19 protein-coding genes, 1 pseudogene and 1 riboswitch are annotated in these 17,676 nt (G+C 66.7%); of the genes and pseudogenes, 9 read left to right on the plus strand and 11 right to left on the minus strand.

Annotated elements, in window-relative coordinates:
- Nucleotides 1-72 precede the first annotated feature (72 nt).
- Complete coding sequence (locus AC3ZI9_RS14925) at nt 73-627, plus strand: DUF421 domain-containing protein (RefSeq protein WP_444561138.1); 555 nt, start codon at nt 73-75, stop codon at nt 625-627.
- Nucleotides 628-643: 16 nt separating this feature from the next.
- Here AC3ZI9_RS14925 and AC3ZI9_RS14930 read toward each other — a convergent pair whose 3' ends face one another.
- Entirely contained in the window at nt 644-1,096 is a 453-nt protein-coding gene (locus AC3ZI9_RS14930) for a DedA family protein (protein WP_444561137.1), read from the minus strand.
- Nucleotides 1,097-1,145: 49 nt separating this feature from the next.
- The gene (locus tag AC3ZI9_RS14935; protein ID WP_444553868.1) at nt 1,146-2,417 is read right to left on the minus strand and encodes an MFS transporter; all 1,272 of its coding nucleotides are present in this window, start codon (nt 2,415-2,417) and stop codon (nt 1,146-1,148) included.
- Nucleotides 2,418-2,597: 180 nt separating this feature from the next.
- On the opposite strand from AC3ZI9_RS14935, the gene AC3ZI9_RS14940 reads away from it, so the two are divergent.
- The 3 genes from AC3ZI9_RS14940 (at nt 2,598) to AC3ZI9_RS14950 (ending at nt 5,462) form a co-directional block, all read left to right on the plus strand.
- Nucleotides 2,598-3,518: an NAD(P)H-binding protein gene (locus tag AC3ZI9_RS14940; RefSeq protein WP_444561136.1), complete on the plus strand. Its 921-nt coding sequence runs from the start codon at nt 2,598-2,600 to the stop codon at nt 3,516-3,518.
- A 67-nt stretch (nt 3,519-3,585) separates the two neighbouring features.
- Complete coding sequence (locus AC3ZI9_RS14945) at nt 3,586-4,560, plus strand: D-2-hydroxyacid dehydrogenase family protein (RefSeq protein WP_444553870.1); 975 nt, start codon at nt 3,586-3,588, stop codon at nt 4,558-4,560.
- Nucleotides 4,561-4,610: 50 nt separating this feature from the next.
- Nucleotides 4,611-5,462 carry a cation diffusion facilitator family transporter gene (locus AC3ZI9_RS14950; RefSeq protein ID WP_444553871.1) on the plus strand — a complete coding sequence of 284 codons (852 nt, stop codon included), beginning with the start codon at nt 4,611-4,613 and terminating at the stop codon, nt 5,460-5,462.
- On the opposite strand, the gene AC3ZI9_RS14955 is transcribed toward AC3ZI9_RS14950, so the two are convergent.
- From AC3ZI9_RS14955 to AC3ZI9_RS14965, 3 genes are all read right to left on the minus strand, one after another.
- On the minus strand, nt 5,445-5,789 hold the full coding sequence (locus AC3ZI9_RS14955) for a bifunctional 3-phenylpropionate/cinnamic acid dioxygenase ferredoxin subunit (RefSeq protein ID WP_444553872.1): 345 nt from the start codon (nt 5,787-5,789) through the stop codon (nt 5,445-5,447). The genes AC3ZI9_RS14950 and AC3ZI9_RS14955 overlap by 18 nt on opposite strands.
- 160 nt (nt 5,790-5,949) lie before the next feature.
- The gene (locus AC3ZI9_RS14960; protein WP_444553873.1) at nt 5,950-7,698 is read right to left on the minus strand and encodes an MDR family MFS transporter; all 1,749 of its coding nucleotides are present in this window, start codon (nt 7,696-7,698) and stop codon (nt 5,950-5,952) included.
- Nucleotides 7,685-8,320 carry a TetR/AcrR family transcriptional regulator gene (locus tag AC3ZI9_RS14965; protein ID WP_444553874.1) on the minus strand — a complete coding sequence of 212 codons (636 nt, stop codon included), beginning with the start codon at nt 8,318-8,320 and terminating at the stop codon, nt 7,685-7,687. Before AC3ZI9_RS14965 ends, AC3ZI9_RS14960 begins: the two co-directional genes overlap by 14 nt.
- Nucleotides 8,321-8,475: 155 nt before the next feature.
- Between AC3ZI9_RS14965 and AC3ZI9_RS14970 the strand changes: the two genes are divergently transcribed.
- Nucleotides 8,476-10,314, plus strand: a complete 1,839-nt coding sequence (locus AC3ZI9_RS14970) for a bifunctional metallophosphatase/5'-nucleotidase (RefSeq protein ID WP_444561135.1) — start codon at nt 8,476-8,478, stop codon at nt 10,312-10,314.
- Nucleotides 10,315-10,364: 50 nt separating this feature from the next.
- Here AC3ZI9_RS14970 and AC3ZI9_RS14975 read toward each other — a convergent pair whose 3' ends face one another.
- Both AC3ZI9_RS14975 and AC3ZI9_RS14980 read right to left on the minus strand, forming a co-directional pair.
- Complete coding sequence (locus AC3ZI9_RS14975) at nt 10,365-10,817, minus strand: hypothetical protein (protein WP_444553876.1); 453 nt, start codon at nt 10,815-10,817, stop codon at nt 10,365-10,367.
- Between the two features lie 41 nt (nt 10,818-10,858).
- Entirely contained in the window at nt 10,859-11,065 is a 207-nt protein-coding gene (locus AC3ZI9_RS14980) for a hypothetical protein (protein ID WP_444553877.1), read from the minus strand.
- Nucleotides 11,066-11,130: 65 nt separating this feature from the next.
- On the opposite strand from AC3ZI9_RS14980, the gene AC3ZI9_RS14985 reads away from it, so the two are divergent.
- Nucleotides 11,131-11,583, plus strand: coding sequence for an SRPBCC family protein (locus AC3ZI9_RS14985; RefSeq protein WP_444553878.1), 453 nt, complete (start codon nt 11,131-11,133; stop codon nt 11,581-11,583).
- Nucleotides 11,584-11,785: 202 nt separating this feature from the next.
- Here the strand turns inward: AC3ZI9_RS14985 and AC3ZI9_RS14990 are convergent, their stop codons facing one another.
- Nucleotides 11,786-12,454: a DUF6226 family protein gene (locus AC3ZI9_RS14990; protein ID WP_444553879.1), complete on the minus strand. Its 669-nt coding sequence runs from the start codon at nt 12,452-12,454 to the stop codon at nt 11,786-11,788.
- 152 nt (nt 12,455-12,606) lie between these two features.
- A riboswitch (SAM riboswitch) is annotated at nt 12,607-12,722 on the plus strand.
- 34 nt (nt 12,723-12,756) lie between these two features.
- Between AC3ZI9_RS14990 and AC3ZI9_RS14995 the strand changes: the two genes are divergently transcribed.
- The 3 genes and pseudogenes from AC3ZI9_RS14995 to AC3ZI9_RS15005 all read left to right on the plus strand — a co-directional run.
- Nucleotides 12,757-13,299: an OsmC family protein gene (locus AC3ZI9_RS14995; RefSeq protein WP_444553880.1), complete on the plus strand. Its 543-nt coding sequence runs from the start codon at nt 12,757-12,759 to the stop codon at nt 13,297-13,299.
- Between the two features lie 545 nt (nt 13,300-13,844).
- Nucleotides 13,845-14,462: a DUF805 domain-containing protein gene (locus AC3ZI9_RS15000; RefSeq protein WP_444553881.1), complete on the plus strand. Its 618-nt coding sequence runs from the start codon at nt 13,845-13,847 to the stop codon at nt 14,460-14,462.
- Nucleotides 14,463-14,694: 232 nt separating this feature from the next.
- Nucleotides 14,695-14,946, plus strand: a pseudogene (locus AC3ZI9_RS15005) (DUF805 domain-containing protein); the annotation flags it as partial.
- A 272-nt stretch (nt 14,947-15,218) separates the two neighbouring features.
- Here the strand turns inward: AC3ZI9_RS15005 and AC3ZI9_RS15010 are convergent.
- From AC3ZI9_RS15010 to AC3ZI9_RS15020, 3 genes are read right to left on the minus strand one after another with little or no spacing between them, the layout of a single operon-like run.
- Nucleotides 15,219-16,058 (minus strand): ABC transporter permease subunit, encoded by an 840-nt coding sequence (locus tag AC3ZI9_RS15010; protein WP_444553882.1) that lies wholly within the window; start codon nt 16,056-16,058, stop codon nt 15,219-15,221.
- Nucleotides 16,055-17,017, minus strand: a complete 963-nt coding sequence (locus tag AC3ZI9_RS15015) for an ABC transporter ATP-binding protein (protein ID WP_444553883.1) — start codon at nt 17,015-17,017, stop codon at nt 16,055-16,057. The genes AC3ZI9_RS15010 and AC3ZI9_RS15015 overlap by 4 nt, the downstream gene beginning before the upstream one ends.
- Nucleotides 17,001-17,666: a TetR/AcrR family transcriptional regulator gene (locus tag AC3ZI9_RS15020; RefSeq protein ID WP_444553884.1), complete on the minus strand. Its 666-nt coding sequence runs from the start codon at nt 17,664-17,666 to the stop codon at nt 17,001-17,003. Before AC3ZI9_RS15020 ends, AC3ZI9_RS15015 begins: the two co-directional genes overlap by 17 nt.
- Nucleotides 17,667-17,676 lie beyond the last annotated feature (10 nt).

Genomic DNA, 17,676 nt, shown 5'->3' on the forward strand with positions numbered 1-17,676 from the left:
CCTCCGCCGCTGCTCCCCGTCGGGCCCCAGCCGCCTACCGGTCTAGGCTTGAGGCTGGCGGAAAGGAAAAAGATGTGGGAAGAATATGGACTGACGTGGGTTGATGCCGGTCGGGTGGTGGTATCCGCCATTGCGCTCTACCTCGTGATTCTGGCATTGATCAGGGTCATGGGCCAGCGCACGATGGCGAGCCTGTCCAGCTTCGACCTGGCAGCCGCCGTAGCCCTCGGCGCCGTCGTCGGGCGGGCGATCCTCGGCTACACCCCGACGGTGGTCGCCGGCGCCCTGGGACTGGTCACCCTGCTGGCGCTGCAGGCGGTTACCGGTCAGCTGCGTCGGTTCCGGCGGGTCTCGGGAATGATCAACAACCGCGCGTTCATACTCATGGCCGGGGACGAGGTCATCCAGGCCAACCTGCGGCGGACCCACGTCTCCGAGCGGGAACTGGTGGCCCGGCTGCGCCAGGCAGGCATCCGCCACCGCACCGAGGTCGCCTGCGTGATCCTGGAGTCCACCGGGCAGATCAGCATCCTGCGTTCGGGAATCCTGATCGAACCGCGGATGCTCGAAGGCGTCGCGGGCGCGGATCTGGTCCCGGCCTCGTTCATGGCGGTCCCCTCCGACTAGGAGCAGGCCCCGTGGCCTAGCCGTTCCGGCGCCGGTACCTGATCCACAGGACGGCCCCGGCCACCACCACGACCCCGGCCAACGCGATCCACTGCCAGCCGACCGCGAGGGCCGCGTAGACCACCGCCATCCCCACCGTGGCGTAGATCAACGCCCACATCAAGCAGCCGACGATCACGGCGGGCAGGTAACGCGACAACGGCATCCGGGACATCCCCGCGCTGGCGTTCACCGCGGTCTGGATCCCGATGGTGAGGAAGGACAGCGGAACCGCCAGGATCCCCCAGCGAGCGACGAAGCGCTGGGCCCGGCGGTAGATCGGGCCTTCCAGGACGTATTCGAAGCGGGAATGGCTCACCCCCGCGGCGACCCCGCGACCCACCCAGTAGGTCGTGTTCGCCCGCGCCATGGAGAGCAGGAAGAGGAAGAGGTACGCCCAGCCGAAGGGAGCCTCGCGTAACCAATCCATTCACCCAGAATACCGCCGAATCCAGGGCGTCCCGACCACGGCCGGACCCTTAGGGAACGGATTTGATCCGATACACCAGGGCGGCCGCCGCCAGACCGATGATCGCCGCCAAGACGAACAGGGCCATGTAGCCGCCGAGGAACTTCACCGCCAGCAACGCCAGCGCCGGGGCGACCACCTGGGGCAGCGCGGCCGCGACATTGACCACCCCCATGTCCTTGCCACGGGCCGCTGCCGAGGGCAGCACCTGGGTCAACAGCGCGAAGTCGACCGCGAGATAGGCCCCGAAGCCGATGCCCAGGACCGCCGCGCCGACCATCGCCGCCGGCCAGACCTGGAAGAACGCCATGATCAGCGCGGCGCAGGCGATCACCGCCGAGGCCCCGGCGACGAAGACCTTGCGCTGTCCCACCCGGTCGCTCCACCGCCCGGCCAGCACGCTGGTGATGACCACCATGACCGCGTAGAGCCCGGTCAGCACCAGCACCCCGGCGGCGGGATCCGGATGGTGGATCACATCGGTGAGGAAGAACAGCAGGTAGACGATGACCAGCTGGTTGCCCACGAACATGAGGAAACGGGTCAGCCAGGCCCAGCCGAAGTCCGGATGCTTCACGGGGTTGATCCAGAAGGAGCGCAGGAACCGGCCGAGCCGGAACGGCGGATGGTGCCCCGGAGGAAGGACCGGATCATCACGATGGGTCAGGTAGGGGATCACCCCGACGGCGATGGCCGCCGCGCAGATCCAGTATCCGACGGCAATGTTGCCGGAGATGACGAATCCGACGACGGATCCCCCGAGGATGCCCAGGGTCTGGCCCATGGCCGCCAGCCCGCCCACGGAAGCCCGCTGGGCGACCGGCACCCGGTCCGGGACCGCAGCGGTGATGGTCGAGTACATGGCGTTGCAGCCGGCCTGGACCAACGCCCAGCCGATCACCAGGGCGGCGACCGTGGTGGCCCCGGAAAGGAAGAGCATCGCCGCGGTGCCCAGCACCGCTCCGGCGAGGATCCACGGCGAGCGCCGGCCCCATCTGGAGGTGGTCCGGTCCGACAGGGCCCCGGTGACGGGGTTGGCGACCAGCGCGACGGCGGCACCGCAGGCGGTCACCAGGGTGAGGATGGCTTCCTTGTTCCCGGCGTCGATCGCCGTGGCCTGCAACCCGATCAGGATGTTGATGGGCGCGAAGAACGCGACGTTGATGACCAGGTTGACCATGATCGCCCCGGTCACCCAGCGGGCTCCGACGCGTCGGGTCGGCTCGATCAGTGCTTCCGCGGGGGAGGCGGCGGTCCCGGCCCCGGTGGCGTCCTCGTTCACGACTCCCCCGTTCACAGGACGCCTTGCAGCGCACCGGCTCCTACGGTTCCTACCAGGGCGATGATCAACAGCCACGTCAGGGGCTTGGCGAGGGAACGAGTTTTTTTCATGATGTCGCCATCGTATTCGCAACCGCCCCCTCCGCCCATTCCACGTCGCCCCCGGCGTACCGTGGGGGTCATGACCGACGACGTTTCCCCCAACACCCCCTTGATCGCCATCACCGGCGCCACCGGCAAGGTCGGTTCCCGGGTGGCCCGCCGCCTGGCCGGAACGGTGCGGTTGCGGCTGTTCTCCCGTGACGTCGAACGGGCCGAGGCCGCGGCCCGCGCGCTGCCCCGCACGACGGCGGCCGCCGAGGCTTCCGCGGCGGCCCTGGACTTCGCCGATCAGCCGGGGGCCGTCCGTGCCCTGGAGGGGGTCGACGTCGTCCTCATGGTCTCCGCGGAGGAGGCCTCCGACCGGCTGGCCCAGCATGCCGCGTTCATCCGGGCGGCACGGGCGGCCGGGGTGGGACAAATCGTCTATACCTCGTTCTTCGCCGCCGCCCCCGATGCCGTCTTCACCCTGGCCCGCGACCACTTTGCCACCGAGAAGCTGCTGGCCGATTCCGGGGTGCCGCATACGATCCTGCGCGATAACTTCTACCAGGACGTCTTCCCGCTCTTCGCCGGTGACGACCATCTTCTGCGCGGCCCGGCGGCCGAGGGCAGGGTTTCCGCGGTGGCCCGGGACGACGTCGCCGCGGTGGCGGCAGTGGTGCTCGCCGAAGCCGCCGTGGCCTGGGCCGCCGGGCGGGAACCGGTCCATGCCGGCCACACCTACGACCTGACCGGGCCCGAGGCGTTCGACCTCCATCAGGCGGCAGCGGTGATGACCGAGGTCACCGGGGTGCAGACCCGCTACCTCCACGAGACCGTGGCCGAAGCCCTGGCCTCCCGGGACGGTCTGGGTGCCCCCGACTGGCAGATGGACGCCTGGATCAGCACCTACACCGCGATCGCCTCCGGGGAGCTGGAACCGGTCAGTGCGGATGTCGAACGGCTGCTGGGCCGTCCGGCGCAATCGCTGCGCCGGACGTTGGAACGCCTGCAGGACTGACCGGCACCCGCCCCCGGCGACCGCGCCGGGTCCACGGACCACGAGAACCAGTACGAAAGGCCCTGCCATGTCCCCCACCAACCCTCCGGCCCACCGGCTGGCCATCCTCGACGACCATCAGGACGTCGCCTTGGATTTCGCGCCCTGGACCACGCTGGAGGACGTCGAGATCGTCGTCTTCCACGACACCCTGGCCACCGCCCGGGACACCGTGGAGGCCCTGGCGGGATTCGACATCATCGTCGCCATGCGCGAACGCACGGCCTTCGATGCCGAGATCATCGCCGGCCTGCCCGGGTTGAAGCTGCTGGTCACCACCGGAAAGGTCAACGCCTCCATCGACCTCGACGCCGCCACCGGGGCCGGCATCACGGTCTGCGGGACCGCCGGGTCCACCACCGCCACCCCCGAGCTCACGTGGGCACTGCTCATGGCCTGGATGCGGGATGTCCCGGCCCAACAGGCGTCGTTGCGGGCCGGCACCTGGCAAAACGGTACCGACGTCGGCTTCGGCCTCTGCGGCAGCACCCTGGGCATCCTGGGACTGGGCCGGATCGGTTCACGCATCGCCGCCTACGGGGCGGCCTTCGGGATGGACATCATCGCCTGGAGCCAGAACCTGGAAGCGGACCGGGCCGCCGCGGCAGGGGCCCGGCTCGTGGGTCGCGAGGAACTGTTCGCCTCCGCCGATGTCCTGAGCGTCCACCTGCAGCTCTCGGAACGCACTCGCGGACTGGTCGACGAGACGAATCTTCGCCTGCTGGGGCCCGCCGGGCTGCTGGTGAACACCTCACGGGCCGCGATCGTGGACCAGGAGGCAATGCTTCGGGGTCTGCATGAAGGCTGGCTGGGCGGCGCGGCACTGGATGTCTTCGACGTCGAACCGCTCCCGGCCGACCACCCGGTCATCGCCGCGCCGCGGACCGTGCTCAGCCCGCATCTGGGCTACGTCACCCGGCAGACCTACGAGGTCTTCTACGGGCAGGCCTTCGAGAACGTGAAGGCCTGGCTGGCCGGTGCCCCGTTGCGTCGGCTGAACTAGGACGCGCCCGGCGGCCTCCGAACCCCGCGGTTCCTCGATACGATGGATCCATGTCAGCAGAGGAACGCCGCGAGGGCCAGTGGGCCCCCCGCAACCGGGAATGGAAGTTGGCGCACCACCTGCTTCCCGCCTTCGTCATGGCCGGGTTCCTCATCGGGCTGGGGATCTGGGCGCTGGTCCTGCAATCGCTGCTCTTCGGGGTCCCCCTGGTGGCCTTCGGGATCGGGACCGTCGTGTCACTGTTCCGCGAATTCCGGCTGACCCCCGACGCCCGGCTTCCCGAGCTCAGCGCAGTGGACACCTCCAGCGGTTTGCGGGCCTCCACCCGTTTCGCCTACCGCCATAATTCGGCGGCCTTTGCCGCGGCCACGGTCGGACTCGGGGTCATCGGGCTGGTCGCCGCGCTGGCTGCGGTGGGGAAATTCGCGCTGTGGCACGCAGGATTCGAACGCTTCTGGACCATCGCCGGCGCCATCGTCCTGGGCGTGGCCGGATTCATGATCCTGCGCGAGGGCCTGCGGTTGCTGCGCATCGCCTCCGCCGAGCAGCAACCGGGGGTCTTCCTGACCCGGAGCCGTGTGGTGGTCTTCGGCCCCCTGGGGCTCGCCGAGATGTATTGGCGGGACATGGGCTCGATCAGCGCCGAGAACCCCCGCGGCCGCACCCCCCTGGGCCGGAGAGGCCCGGCGTTGGTGGTCCTGCGTGGCCGCGACCGGACGGCCTCCGACGGTCCGGAAGACCACGGCACCACCGCCCGCAAGGAGGTGGTGGTGCAGGTGGCGTACCTGTTGGCGGACCCGAACGTCCTGCATTCGGCCTTGGTGCACTATCTCGAGCACCCGGCCGACCGGCCCGAACTGGGAACGACGCTGGCGCTGGAGCGCCTAGCCGGCGTTCGGTGACACTCCGGGGTAGAGCAGGATGTCCCCGTCGCGGACCTCGACCTTGTGGATGCGGGCGTTGACGGTTGCCGGCAGGCAGAGTGCCTCACCGGTCTTGAGGCAGAAACGGGCCGAGTGCACGGGGCATTCGACTTCGCCGTCTTCGATCCAGCCTTCGGCCAGCGACGCGGTTTCATGGGTGCATTCGTCGTCGAGCGCGTAGAAACCACCGTCTTCGCTGTGGAAGATGGAAATATCGTTTCCGGTTCCCGTGTCATCGGAGTCGATGACCTTGGCCTCGCCTTCTTCGATGTCTTCGACCGGTCCCACATTGATGGGTTCGCTCACGGTGTCACTCCTTGGTTGGTGCAGCGGGACACCAATCGGGTCCCTGTCTTTCCAGTGTTGTCCAACGCCGTTCGCCGCGCAATGTGGCCCGTCACAACGGGGGCGCCCCCTCCGGGAAGCACCCCCGTTGTGACATCGAGCCCGGACCCCCGGTTCCCGGTCAGTCCCCCTCGACGCCGGCACGGTGCGCGCCCCGTGGACGCTGCCCCGGTCCATCGCCTACCGGCTCCATGGCCTGGGCGGCCGGCACGGGGGCCATGGACGGCACGCGGGACGGTTCGCTGCCGCCACCACCGGCTCCCACGGACACCGGTTCACGGTGGTCCGTCGGCCCGGGCACGTCGCTGGCCGCCAACTGCCCCTCGGCCGCCGAGGTCGCCGGTATCTCACGCTCGATGCGGGTGGCCAGCTTCGATTCCTTCATGAAGAACAGGGCGATGGTCGCGGCGATGGCCAACGGGACCATCCACAGGAACAACGGGACCAGGGCCTCGTTATAGGCCGAGACGATGACCTCGCGGATCGGGGCCGGCAGCGAGGTGACCAGTTCGGGGGTCAGCGAGTTGGTGCTGGCTCCCGACGAGGCGCCATCGGGCAACTTATCGGCCAGGATGTCCTTCAACCGGCTGGCGAAGAGCGAACCGACCACTGCCGAGCCCAGGGTGGCCCCGACCTGGCGGAAGTAGTTCTGCCCGGCGGTCGCCGTGCCGACGAACTTCAGCGGGAAGGAGTTCTGCGCCACCAGGGTGAGCATCTGCATGCTCATGCCCAGCCCCAGACCGATCACGCCCAGGAACACACAGATCATGTAGACCTCCGTGTCGGAGTGGATGGTCGAAAGCAGTCCGAGGCCCAGGCCCAGCGTGCCGGCCATCATGACCTTCTTATAGCGCCCCGAGGCCGAGACCTGGCGCCCCACGACGATCGAGGTCACCAGCAGGGCGCCCATCATCGGGATCATCAGCAAGCCGGCTTGGGTCGGGCCGAAGCCTGTGACCATCTGCAGGTAGGTGGGCATGTAGCCGATGGCCCCGAACATCGCGATGCCGACCATCAGGGCCGCGAATGTCGTCAGGACGAAGTTGCGGTTCTTGAACAGCATCAGCGGGATCACCGGTTCGGAGACCTTGCGCTCGACCAGGACGAAGGCCACCGCGAAGACCAGGGTGGCCGCGAACAGTCCCAGGATCTCGGGGGAATCCCAGGCGTAGGTGTTCCCGCCCCAGGTGCAGGCGAGCACCAGGGTGGTGGTGGCGATCCCCATCATCATCATCCCGACGACGTCGATCTTGGGGCGGGCCTCGTTGACCGTCCGGGGCACATGCAGCAGGAAGATGGTGGCCAGCACCGCCAGGACGCCCAAGGGCAGGTTCAGCCAGAAGGCCCAACGCCAGCCCGGCCCCTCCGTCAGCCACCCACCGAGCAGTGGTCCGGCGACCGAGGACAAGGCGAAGACCCCACCCATGACGCCCATGTATTTGCCGCGCTCACGAGCCGGGATGACGTCGGCGATGGTGGCCTGGGAGAGGATCATCAACCCGCCACCACCGAGCCCCTGGACGACGCGGGCGAGGATGACGCCGTTCATGGTGCCGGAGAGGGCGCCGAGCACAGACCCGCTCATGAAGATCAGGATGGCGATGATCAGCAGCGGTTTGCGCCCGAAGAGATCTCCGAGCTTGCCGTAGACCGGCATCATGATGGTGGAGGCCAGGATGAACGCCGTGATGATCCACGCCATGTGTTCGACGCCGTTGAGCTCGCCCACCATGGTGGGCAGGGCGGCGGAGAGCACGGTCTGATTCAGCGAGGCCATCAGCATCGTGATCATCAGGGCCGCGAAGAGCAGCATGATGTGGTTCTTGCTGCCGAGCACCGGCTTGGCTCTGGTGGTTTTAAGCGTTGTCATGGGTGGCTTGCATTACCTCTCGGAAAATCTTGACGGTTGAGTCGATATGCAGATCGATGTCGGCGACGGTCCCTTGTGGATCGGAACGGTAGGCGAATCGGGTGATGGTTCCCGCGAGCATGAGCAGCGCCCGGGCGGAATCCTGGCCATCGGGCAGCAGGTTGAGTGTCTCCTCGGCAGCGTCGCTGTCCATGCGTTCGTGCAGGATTTCGTCGACCAGCTGTTCGGCGGCGTTGATGTGCTGGACCATCCGACCCTTGAGTTCCGGATACCGGGTGATGATGTCGCGCCTGACCTGGTAGGCGTGGCCCCGGCCGAGACTCGTCGCCATCACCCCGGCAAGGATCCTGACGATCCGGGTCAGCAGGTCCGCATCACTGCTGCGGAACTTCTCCAGCAGTTCATCGGACACCAAGGGTGCCCGCGTGCCCAGAATGGCGTCTTCCTTGGTGGGGAAATAGTTGAAGAACGTTCGTTTGGAGACCCCCGCACGGGAGGCGACCGCCTCGATCGTCACGGAGACCGGCCCGTCTTCGAGCGTCATGGCAGCTGCGGCGTCATGAATCGCGTTCCAGGTCTCGAGGCGGTTGCGCTCACGCTGGGTCAAGGGCACTTCTTGCATAGGTACAGTTTATGCACTCATGCAAAGATTGCACAACTGCAATCTTTGTGGAATAGACCACATTTTTTCCTTGACAGGCCCCTGTCGCTCGGTAGGATCGCCCGTACGCCACGGGTGTGTGGCACCTCACATTTCGCATCTTCGGGAGTCTCGATATGAAGCCACGCGCGCATTCGATCCAGAGAGCCGGCGTCGTCGTCGCGGGCCTCGCATTGGCCGCCACGACCCTGGTGGCGCCGGCCCAGGCCGCCGCCCCCGCGGGGGGCAGCCACGGAAGCCACCACGGTGGCGGGCCGGGAGGCCACCACGGCGGGGGCCACGGCAACGGCCATGGCGGTCATCCTGGCGGGGGTCATCACGGCGGGGGTCATGGATCTGGGCACCACCGGCCGGGAACCAGCACCATCCAGTTGCTGGGCATCAATGACTTCCACGGTCGGATCGAGGCGGGCGGCACTTCGGCCGGCGCCGCGGTGGTGGCGGGAGCCGTCAAGGAGTTGTCCGGCAAGAAGAAGCACAACACACTGTTCGTCTCCGCGGGCGACAACATTGGCGCCTCGACGTTCACTTCCTTCTCCCAGGACGACACCCCCACCATCGACGCACTACGCACTGCCGGGCTGGATGTCTCCTCTGTGGGAAACCACGAATTCGACCGCGGCATCGACGACCTGAAGAACCGGGTCATCCCGCGCTACGGAAAGCACAACAGGAACGCCGGGGCCGACTACGCACTGGGCGCCAACGTCTACCATGAGGGCACCCACCAGCCAGCGTTGAAGGAATATGCGCTGCGCAAGGTCCAGGGCGTCACGGTCGGCTTCATCGGCGTCGTCACCGAACAGACCAAATCGTTGGTCACCCCCTCCGGCGTGGCCGGCCTCGACTTCGGTAACCAGCTCGAGGCCGTCAACCGGGTCTCGACCCAGCTTTCCGACGGCAAGAAGTCCAATGGTGAGGCGGACGTGATCGTTCTGCTGGCCCATGAGGGGTCTGCCAGCACCGACTGCTCGGCGATCGCCGACGAGGACACCGCCTATGGGGAGCTCGTCCGCGGGGCATCGGCCGACGTCGACGCCATCTTCTCCGGCCATACCCACCAGGAATACGCCTGCTCTTTCCCGGTGGAGGGGTGGTCGTCCTCGATGAAGCGCCCGGTGGTCCAGGCCCATGAATACGGCACCACTCTGGACCGGGTGAAGATCACCGTGGACCGTCGTTCCAAGAAGCCGGTCGCCCTCTCGGGTTCACTGGTGGAGCTGACGAAAACGAACCACGCCGGCGAGACGGTTCCTGCCTTCCCAGCGGATCGGCGCGTGGCACGGGTCGTGAAGAAGGCGGCCGAACAAGCAGAGATCGTCGGCGCAGAACAGGTGGGCCGGATCAGCGCCGACATCCTGCGCGGCGGGAACGAGCCGGGGGCCGACCGCGGCGTCGAATCCTCGATGGGTAATCTCGTGGCGGATATGCAACTGTGGGCGACCTCCAACGAGGATTTCGGCGGCGAACCGGCACAGATCGCCCTGATGAACCCGGGAGGCCTGCGGGCCGACCTGCTGTATGGCACGAACGGGACCGTCACATATAAGGACGTGGCCAACGTCCAACCATTCGGCAACACCTTGTGGACCGAGGACCTCACCGGGGCTCAGTTGAAGACCGTGCTGGAAGAACAGTGGCAGCCCGATGGCTCCAGCCGGCCCAAGCTGCATCTGGGGATCTCCGAAGGCCTGGACTACACCTACACGGAGGATGCGGCCCGCGGCTCACACATCACCTCGATGACCTTCGACGGTGCGGCCATTGCCGACGACGACGTGTTCAAGGTGGTTATGAACTCGTTCCTTGCCGCCGGTGGTGACAACTTCACCACGTTGGCCGAGGGGGCAAACGCGACCGACTCGGGCCAAAGCGACCTGGTCGCTGCCCTGGATTACTTCGAGGCCCACGACGTCGTCGACCCGGCCCCGCTGGGCCGGGCCGTCGCGCAGTAGTCGCAGTGTCCGCGCCGGCCATTCGCCGGCGCGGCCGTTGCCGGCCGCCTTCAGCCCATGCGCGAATTCGCCAGGATGATGCCGATGGGGGCCGATACCAGGATGATCACGATCATCGCCCGGTATCCATAAAGCCACCACCGCTGTTCCGAGGCAGCACCGCGGGCCGCCCAGATGAACAGGCCCATGGCGACGACGATCAGCCCCGCACCAATCCACGTCAGCAACGTCAGGGAGAACATCGAGCCACCCAGTACGGCGATATTGGCGAGGTTGTACGTCAAGACTTCGGCCGAAACGAAGCCCTCCGACGGGGTTTTTACGGCCAACCGGGCCTGGCCCAGGCCCAGCACCACTTGCGCGACACCGACCACCAGCACCAGATAGGCGACCGCCCAGGCGGCCAAATAGGACGGGGAGGCGGCACTGATGGCGGAGAAGAGACCACCGAGCAGCATGCCGAGGCCACCGATGACGAGGAAGGGAGTCGCTGTTCTGTTCACGCCTACAGACTACGGATTCACCGTCTCCCGTGGAACAACCCTCAGGCCCGGTTCTTCAGGGTGTCTTGACGCCGAAACTCCCGCACCCATACGGAGAGCGTGAATCCGGAGCCTGCGACGATGAGCGCGCCGATCACGGGCAGCCACCAGGATTCCCCGAAGAGCCCGAAGACCAACAGCAGTAGACCCACGAGGATCATGGCGCAGTAGGCGGCAATCAGGAGGCGTTGCTGGGTGGAGAAGCGCATACGCGCACCGTACCGCGTATTCGCCGACCTTTCGAGAGGCGGGCAACACCTGAGAGACTCTGCCCATGAGCGTTTCCTTCCAGTGCACGACGTGGACCACCATCCCTCAGGAACACTTATTCGATCTGGCCCGGAACATCGACACCCATCAACAATCGCTGGCGAAGTCCCGGGAGGAGGCCATCGCCGGTGTCACTTCCGGCCTCATCTCACTCGGTGAGAACGTGACATGGCGGGCTTGGCACTTTGGCGTCCCCCTGAAGATGACCAGCCGCATCATGCAGATGGAAGCACCGCACTCCTTCATCGACGAACAGGTCAAGGGCCCGTTCCGCTGGTTTCGTCATATCCATGAGTTCAGCCAGGAGTCGGGGGGAACAACCATGGTTGACCGCGTCGATTTCGCCGCACCGTTCGGCCCTCTCGGTCGTTTGGCAGAGAAGCTCTTCCTGGCCCGTTATCTGCAGAAGCTCATCGAGGAGCGGAACCGCCATCTCAGCGCCGGGCCCGTGGACTAATTAGCGGCCCTGATTGCGCGGATGCTTCCGTGCAACGCGTTCATTTCCGCGCTTATGGTTGCCGGTGATTCGCGCCATGAGTGCCTGCGGTTCTTGTGTTTCGATGTCGGCCAGGAAGCACGTGGCCATCATCCCGCGCAGTGTTGACGCCCGCCGGCCCTGATGGAAGATCACGACGGAACCGCCACGGGCACACGGTTTGTCAGCCCCCTGCCGCACCAGCCGCGTCTCGCACCGCTTCCGGCCACGGCCGCCAGTGCCCATCGGAAGGGAGCATGGCTTCTGCCACCTCCATCCTTCCCTCGGGCACATCCTCGGCATGGATGCACCCGGCTTCTTCCCACCGGCCCGGCTCGGCCAGCCGATAATCGACAGATTGGTCGTCGTTGGGATTAATTCGTTCAAAATAGCCGCCTGAGACGACGGCTCGCACCACGGATTCAAGGTTTTCCAACAGCTCCTGGACATCGTCATCGCAGGCATCGCAACCGCATACCGGATAGTGGGCGTCGTAGAGGGCGCCAGCGTGCAGGAAGATCCCCGGGAACCCGGTGAAGACGAAGGTCAGCGGGGCCGCGAGCAGGTTGGACGGGACGACCCGGACCGCGTGGACGACGTCCTCCGAGGGGAACAGCAGATCGGAAGCAACCTCCGGGTCCCGTTCGGCGACGACGTCAAAGGCGTCCAACAGCCAGTCGAGCTGGGCATCAGCGACCTCATGCAAGGGAGCGAACCGGTGTCGATGGCCCACCGTGGAGTAGGCGCGCGAAGGCGGAGACATCCCTTCCCACCGATGGCCGTAGGCGATCGGGGCGCCCTGTCCATCGCGATGGATCTCCGGGGTGAACTCCGGGCGCCGGTATCCGCTCATGGCCCCACGATAACCGCTGGGATACCCCCTGGCGAGGGGAATCCTGCTGCGGGGATGGCGGGCTCTCCACCCGCGGATGACCCGGCGTATGTCTCCGGATGACGCGACGCGTTTGCCCGATCGGCGTTCCCGCCAGCAGAATCGAACCCAAGAATCAAGAGATCCAACCTGAGGCCCTGGCCGGTTGGACGGCAACCCCCTTCGCCATAGTGGGGTGCCCCAGGTGACGATTCGACGCCGTCCCGACCGGGAGGCGTAAGTATGGCGCAGCGCCACGCTCGCCATGACAGCGAAGGAACGCCATGACCCAGACCCTTGCAGAAACCAGCATTTCCAACCGCGCCGAACGCCTCGATTCCGCGGGATCCGCCTGGGCGGAACGGATCGGTCAGAACACTGCCAGCGCATCGCTGCAGTTCCGCGCGACGGCCGACCCGGTGGGCTCGGTCGGTTCGACCATCCGCGCCGGACGCCACGAATTCACCGTCGACGAACCGGCGGCATTGGCCGGGGACGACGTCGCCGCCAGCCCCGTCGAATACGCCCTCGGGGCGTTGATCTCCTGCCAGGTGGTGGTCTACCGCCTCTATGCTCACCAGCTGGGCATCACGATCGACTCGCTGGACATCTCGGCGGACGCCGACCTGGATGTGCGCGGCCTGTTCGGCATCGAGGACAAGGTCCGCCCGGGATTCGGTGATGTGCGGCTGACCGTGGACGTCTCGGGTCCGGCCACCGAGGAACGCTATGCCGAACTCCAGGCGGCCGTCGACGCCCACTGCCCGGTATTGGACGTCTTCACGAACCCGACCCCGGTGACCACGACCCTGCGGGTCAACTCCTAGAAGGCGGCCAGCAGCCGACTCCCAACAGGACCTCCGAACCGGCTGTACCTGCCGAATTGCACGGTGTTGTCCCTGGGGCTGCGGCTCCTGGTGTCCAGTCACGATCCATGAAGCAGCGATCTCTTGATGTTCATGAAGTGAGCTTCTGTCTAGTTCGACGGTCCAGTGACAACTGTCCGGCTCCCGGCACCGTGATGGCCAAGTTGAAACCGCTGAGCTGTCGTGGATCGGGGTCTTCCCCGAGGACCAGTGCGCCCAGGCCTGCCACTGCCGGCGGCGGGAGCCGTCAGCAGGGCAGTGGCGGTGGCCGGCAGCCTCCAGAGGTCCCCCTGAACCACAAGGTGTAGGCGGGCAATCCTCCGATGCCACCGAGCTAGAGGTAGCCGGTTGCCCCGGCGGCCTCGAGCTAGTCGGGGTGGCTCCGGGGGCCTACCCCACACCAAGGGCAGACACGACGCGACATGGGGAGTCCTCCCCATCGCATGTCAAGGCTCCATCTGGAAGACTACTCCCGATCACCCGAAATACTTTCGATGGAGGAAATTTTGAGCAGCAGCACCCCCAACCCCTATGGCAACCCCGGAGGGGTCACCATGCCCACCCATGGTGAGGCTCCCTTGGACCAGCCGCTCTACGGGGCCAGCTTCGGCCAGGCCATCAAGCGCTTCTTCAAGAAGTATGCGACCTTCTCGGGTCGGGCCAGCCGCAGCGAGTTCTGGTTCTTCGCGCTTTTCAACGCCATCGTCTACACCGTGTTCTACGGCTTGGCGATCGGATTCGGACTGGCCGGCTCCGACCCCGTCACCGGTGAAATGGGTGCCGGCGGGGCCATCCCCTCCTTGGTGATCGGGCTCTATGGGTTGGCCATCATCATCCCGTCCATCGCCCTGAGCGTCCGCCGCCTGCACGACGGCAACTTCAGCGGATTCCTGTACCTGCTGATCCTGGTGCCGATTCTCGGTGGGCTCGTGGTCCTCGTCCTCATGATCATGCCCTCCGTCCCCGAAGGTGCTCGTTTCGACGCCGATGGCGGCGCGGCAGCCTACGGGAACGCCTTTGGCACCTCTGCCGGGTACCCGGGAGCACCGGCTGCCGGCGGCGGTTTCGCGGGCCAGAACCCCCCACAGGGCTACCAGCAGCCCACCGACCCGACCCAGGGCTAGCCAAGCCCCGGCGATGTCCCGGCGGTCCGCCGCCGGGGCATCGGCCCCGCACGCCAGCGCACACCGCCTGGCCTCGACTCCCCCGGAGAACCCCTTGAGCGCTGGTTACCCCAACCCCTACGGCGGCCCCGCGGGATCCGTCGCCCCGTAAAGCAACCCCTCGGGGCGCACCGTCACCTTCGGGGAGGTCCCGGTGGAGCAGCCGCTCTACGGCGCGGATTTCTATCAATCCGTGAAGCGCTTCTTCGGCAAATATGCAACCTTCAGTGGTCGAGCGAGCCGGAGTGAGTACTGGTGGTTCTGCCTCTTCAACAGCATCGTCTATCTCGTCCTCTTCGCCGTGTTCATCGTTCTCGGGGTCGGTGGCATGGACCCGGTGACCGGCGAGATGGGGCTCGGCGCCGCCTTCCCGCTCCTGCTGCTCACTGTCTACTGGCTGGGGACCTTCGTCCCGAACATCGCGCTCTGCGTGCGTCGGCTGCATGATGGGAACTTCAGCGGGCTGTTGTACCTGCTCACCCTGATCCCTTTCTTCGGCGGGGCTGCTCCTCTTCATCCTCCTGCTCATGCCCTCGGCCCCCCGCCGGCGCCCGTTTCGACGCGGATGGCGGAGCGGCAGCCGGCGCGGCCATGCTCGGGGCACCCACCGGGCATCCAGGCTCCGCGGTCGGCTACCCCGGCGCCCCGGCCGGCGATCCCGCGGGGCAGTACCCTCCACAGGGCCACCGGCAGCCCACCGATCCGACGCGGGGCTAGTCACGCCCCACGGATGTCCCGGCGGTTCAATGCCAGCACCGAGAGCCCGATGCACACCAGACCCACCCCTGCCAGCAGGAGGGCCGCCGGGACATCCACCCCGCTCACCAGCGGGGATTGTCCGTAGGCCCAGTAGTAGGGCGACAGCCCGTGCAACCATTCCAGTTCCGGATTCTGGTTGCCGATGGCGTTGAAGGCGTATCCCAGCACCGCCACCACGGCTCCGACGCCGATCCCGTGGATCCGCCGCCCCCCGATAGCCCCGCCCAATAAGGCGAAGGAGCCGTTGAAGAACACCAGCAGGGCGAACATCAGCACCCCTGCCACGGCATGGCCGGCGTCGATCCCCAGTTCCGAGGGCCCCTTGAGGATCAGCAGCACGGCCAGGATGAACAGGTGCAGGAGCAGGATCCTCATGACCAGCGCCGCGGCCCGTTCGAGGACCAGCTGGCTGCGGGTCACGCCGTGGGCCAGGGTGAGTTCGAGCAGGCCCGATTCCTCATCCCCACCAATGGCAGCCGCCCCGGCGCCGACGGCCATGATCGTCATCAGCAGGAAGCCGATCAGGCCGAAGACGGTCGCCTGGGTGTAGCCCGGTCCGCTGGTGATCTGGCCGTAGTTCAACGCGTCGACGAGTTCGGGGGGCAGGGACTGGATCATTTGCTTCATCTGCTCGCTGCCCCCGATGGACGGGTAGAGCGGCAGATACAGGCCCATCACCGCCAGCATGGCCAGCGCCCAGATGAGCATCGAGGCCTTCGCATCGATGAGCGCCTTGGAGAAGAGCGGAAGGACTCGCGGACGGCTTTGCCGGCCGCGGTGCAGGGCGGTGGCGCTCATGAGGTGGTCCTTCCGGCGCCGTGGTGCCCGTCGGTGGTTCCCGGGGTCCGGTACAACCCCAAGACCACCTCTTCCAGATCCGGTTCCTCCACGGCCAGGTCCACGGGCCGCAGCCGGGGCAGGAGGTCCACCAGCTCAGCCACCGGACCGGACCACGTCGCCGAGGCCTGGCACACCGGCCGGCCGTCGCCGTCTTGCATCTGCTCCAGCCGTAACCCGTCGAGGCCTTCCAGCGCCCCCAATAGCCCCCGCACCTGGTCGACGGGCAGCGGGGTTTGGATGCGCAGGCGGCTGGTGGCTCCCTCGCGTAGTTCGGCGACCGTGGAGGTCGTGGCAATGGCTCCTTCGCGCAGGATCGCCACGGTGTCTGCCGCCTGTTGGATCTCGCTGATGACGTGCGAGGAGAGGAAGACCGTTTGCCCGGCTTCGCGTGCTTCGGCGACCAAGGACAGGAATTCTTGTTGCATCAGCGGGTCCAGTCCGCTGGTGGGTTCATCGAGGATGAGCAGTTCGGGTTCGTGCATGAAGGCCTGGATGATCCCGAGCTTCTGCTTATTGCCCTTGGACAGCCGACGGGTCTGCCGATCCAGGTCGAGCCCGAGGCGTTCCGCCAGCCCCTCGACCCGGCCGGAGGCGACGGGCCCGCTGATGTCCTCGAAGTGGCGCAATAGCCGCCGTCCGGTGGTCCTGCCCTCGAGGATCAGTTCCCCGGGCAGGTAGCCGATGCGTCGTCGGAGGTCCGGACCGGCCTGGCGCGGTGGGACGCCGAGGACACCGAGGTGTCCGGCGCTGGGCCGGATGATGTCCAGCAGGCAACGCATCAGCGTGGTCTTTCCGGCGCCGTTGGGCCCGATGACCCCGAACACGGATCCGCGCGGGACGGCGAAGTCGATACCGTGCAGGACCTCGTTGTTTCCGTAGCTCTTGTGCAGTCCAGTGACTTCAATGGCGTGGCCCATGACCGTCCTTTTCTTCGAGCGTGGTGGCGGCTTCCCGCGTAGCGTCAAGGAATGCGGAGTCCGTATACAACGGATGCGTATAAAGGTCGACGGCGGGGACCGCGAGTCGGTCGATGGCTTCCACACCGAACCCCTGCTGGCCCAAACCACGGGCGACATGGCGACCCAGGACCAGCAGGCCCAACGACTGGGTGACCATCAGGGCGGCAGTGGCTTCGGGGTCCCCGACCTGGCGCATAGTCCCGGCCCGGGCGCCGTCCTGGAGGATCTGCAGAGTCAGGGAGAAGTAGGCGTCGAAGAGGGAGTCCCCTGCCTCCGAATCCTCCACCACCGCTCGTCGGATATAGGCGAGCTCACGTTCATATGCAGCGGGGTTGGCCAGATATTCGGTCAGTGCGTCACGCAGCTTGGCGGGGTCTTGGGACTTGGCGGTGGCCGATTCATGGGCCGTTTCCAACACGTGGGTATCGCAGGCCCGGCGCAGCCCCTCCTTGGTGCCGAAATAGTGGATGACCAGCCCTGGGGAGACCTCGGCGGCGGAGGCGATGTCGCGCACCGTGGTCCGGGAGAAGCCGTGCCGACCGAAGAGGGTGATCGCGGCATCGCGGATCCTGGCCCGGGTCGTGACATCACCATCAATTGAACGCATGTTTAAGATA

The sequence above is a fragment of the Arthrobacter sp. AOP36-F1-5 genome (assembly GCF_058137995.1).

Excerpts from the sequence above, each read along its gene's own strand:
- AC3ZI9_RS14925 (WP_444561138.1), top strand. The coding sequence starts at position 73 with ATGTGGGAAGAATATGGACTGACGTGGGTTGATGCCGGTCGGGTGGTG.
- AC3ZI9_RS14930 (WP_444561137.1), bottom strand. The coding sequence starts at position 1,096 with ATGGATTGGTTACGCGAGGCTCCCTTCGGCTGGGCGTACCTCTTCCTC.
- AC3ZI9_RS14940 (WP_444561136.1), top strand. The coding sequence starts at position 2,598 with ATGACCGACGACGTTTCCCCCAACACCCCCTTGATCGCCATCACCGGC.
- AC3ZI9_RS14945 (WP_444553870.1), top strand. The coding sequence starts at position 3,586 with ATGTCCCCCACCAACCCTCCGGCCCACCGGCTGGCCATCCTCGACGAC.
- AC3ZI9_RS14950 (WP_444553871.1), top strand. The coding sequence starts at position 4,611 with ATGTCAGCAGAGGAACGCCGCGAGGGCCAGTGGGCCCCCCGCAACCGG.
- AC3ZI9_RS14960 (WP_444553873.1), bottom strand. The coding sequence starts at position 7,698 with ATGACAACGCTTAAAACCACCAGAGCCAAGCCGGTGCTCGGCAGCAAG.
- AC3ZI9_RS14965 (WP_444553874.1), bottom strand. The coding sequence starts at position 8,320 with ATGCAAGAAGTGCCCTTGACCCAGCGTGAGCGCAACCGCCTCGAGACC.
- AC3ZI9_RS14970 (WP_444561135.1), top strand. The coding sequence starts at position 8,476 with ATGAAGCCACGCGCGCATTCGATCCAGAGAGCCGGCGTCGTCGTCGCG.
- AC3ZI9_RS14980 (WP_444553877.1), bottom strand. The coding sequence starts at position 11,065 with ATGCGCTTCTCCACCCAGCAACGCCTCCTGATTGCCGCCTACTGCGCC.
- AC3ZI9_RS14985 (WP_444553878.1), top strand. The coding sequence starts at position 11,131 with ATGAGCGTTTCCTTCCAGTGCACGACGTGGACCACCATCCCTCAGGAA.
- AC3ZI9_RS14990 (WP_444553879.1), bottom strand. The coding sequence starts at position 12,454 with ATGAGCGGATACCGGCGCCCGGAGTTCACCCCGGAGATCCATCGCGAT.
- AC3ZI9_RS14995 (WP_444553880.1), top strand. The coding sequence starts at position 12,757 with ATGACCCAGACCCTTGCAGAAACCAGCATTTCCAACCGCGCCGAACGC.
- AC3ZI9_RS15010 (WP_444553882.1), bottom strand. The coding sequence starts at position 16,058 with ATGAGCGCCACCGCCCTGCACCGCGGCCGGCAAAGCCGTCCGCGAGTC.
- AC3ZI9_RS15015 (WP_444553883.1), bottom strand. The coding sequence starts at position 17,017 with ATGGGCCACGCCATTGAAGTCACTGGACTGCACAAGAGCTACGGAAAC.
- AC3ZI9_RS15020 (WP_444553884.1), bottom strand. The coding sequence starts at position 17,666 with ATGCGTTCAATTGATGGTGATGTCACGACCCGGGCCAGGATCCGCGAT.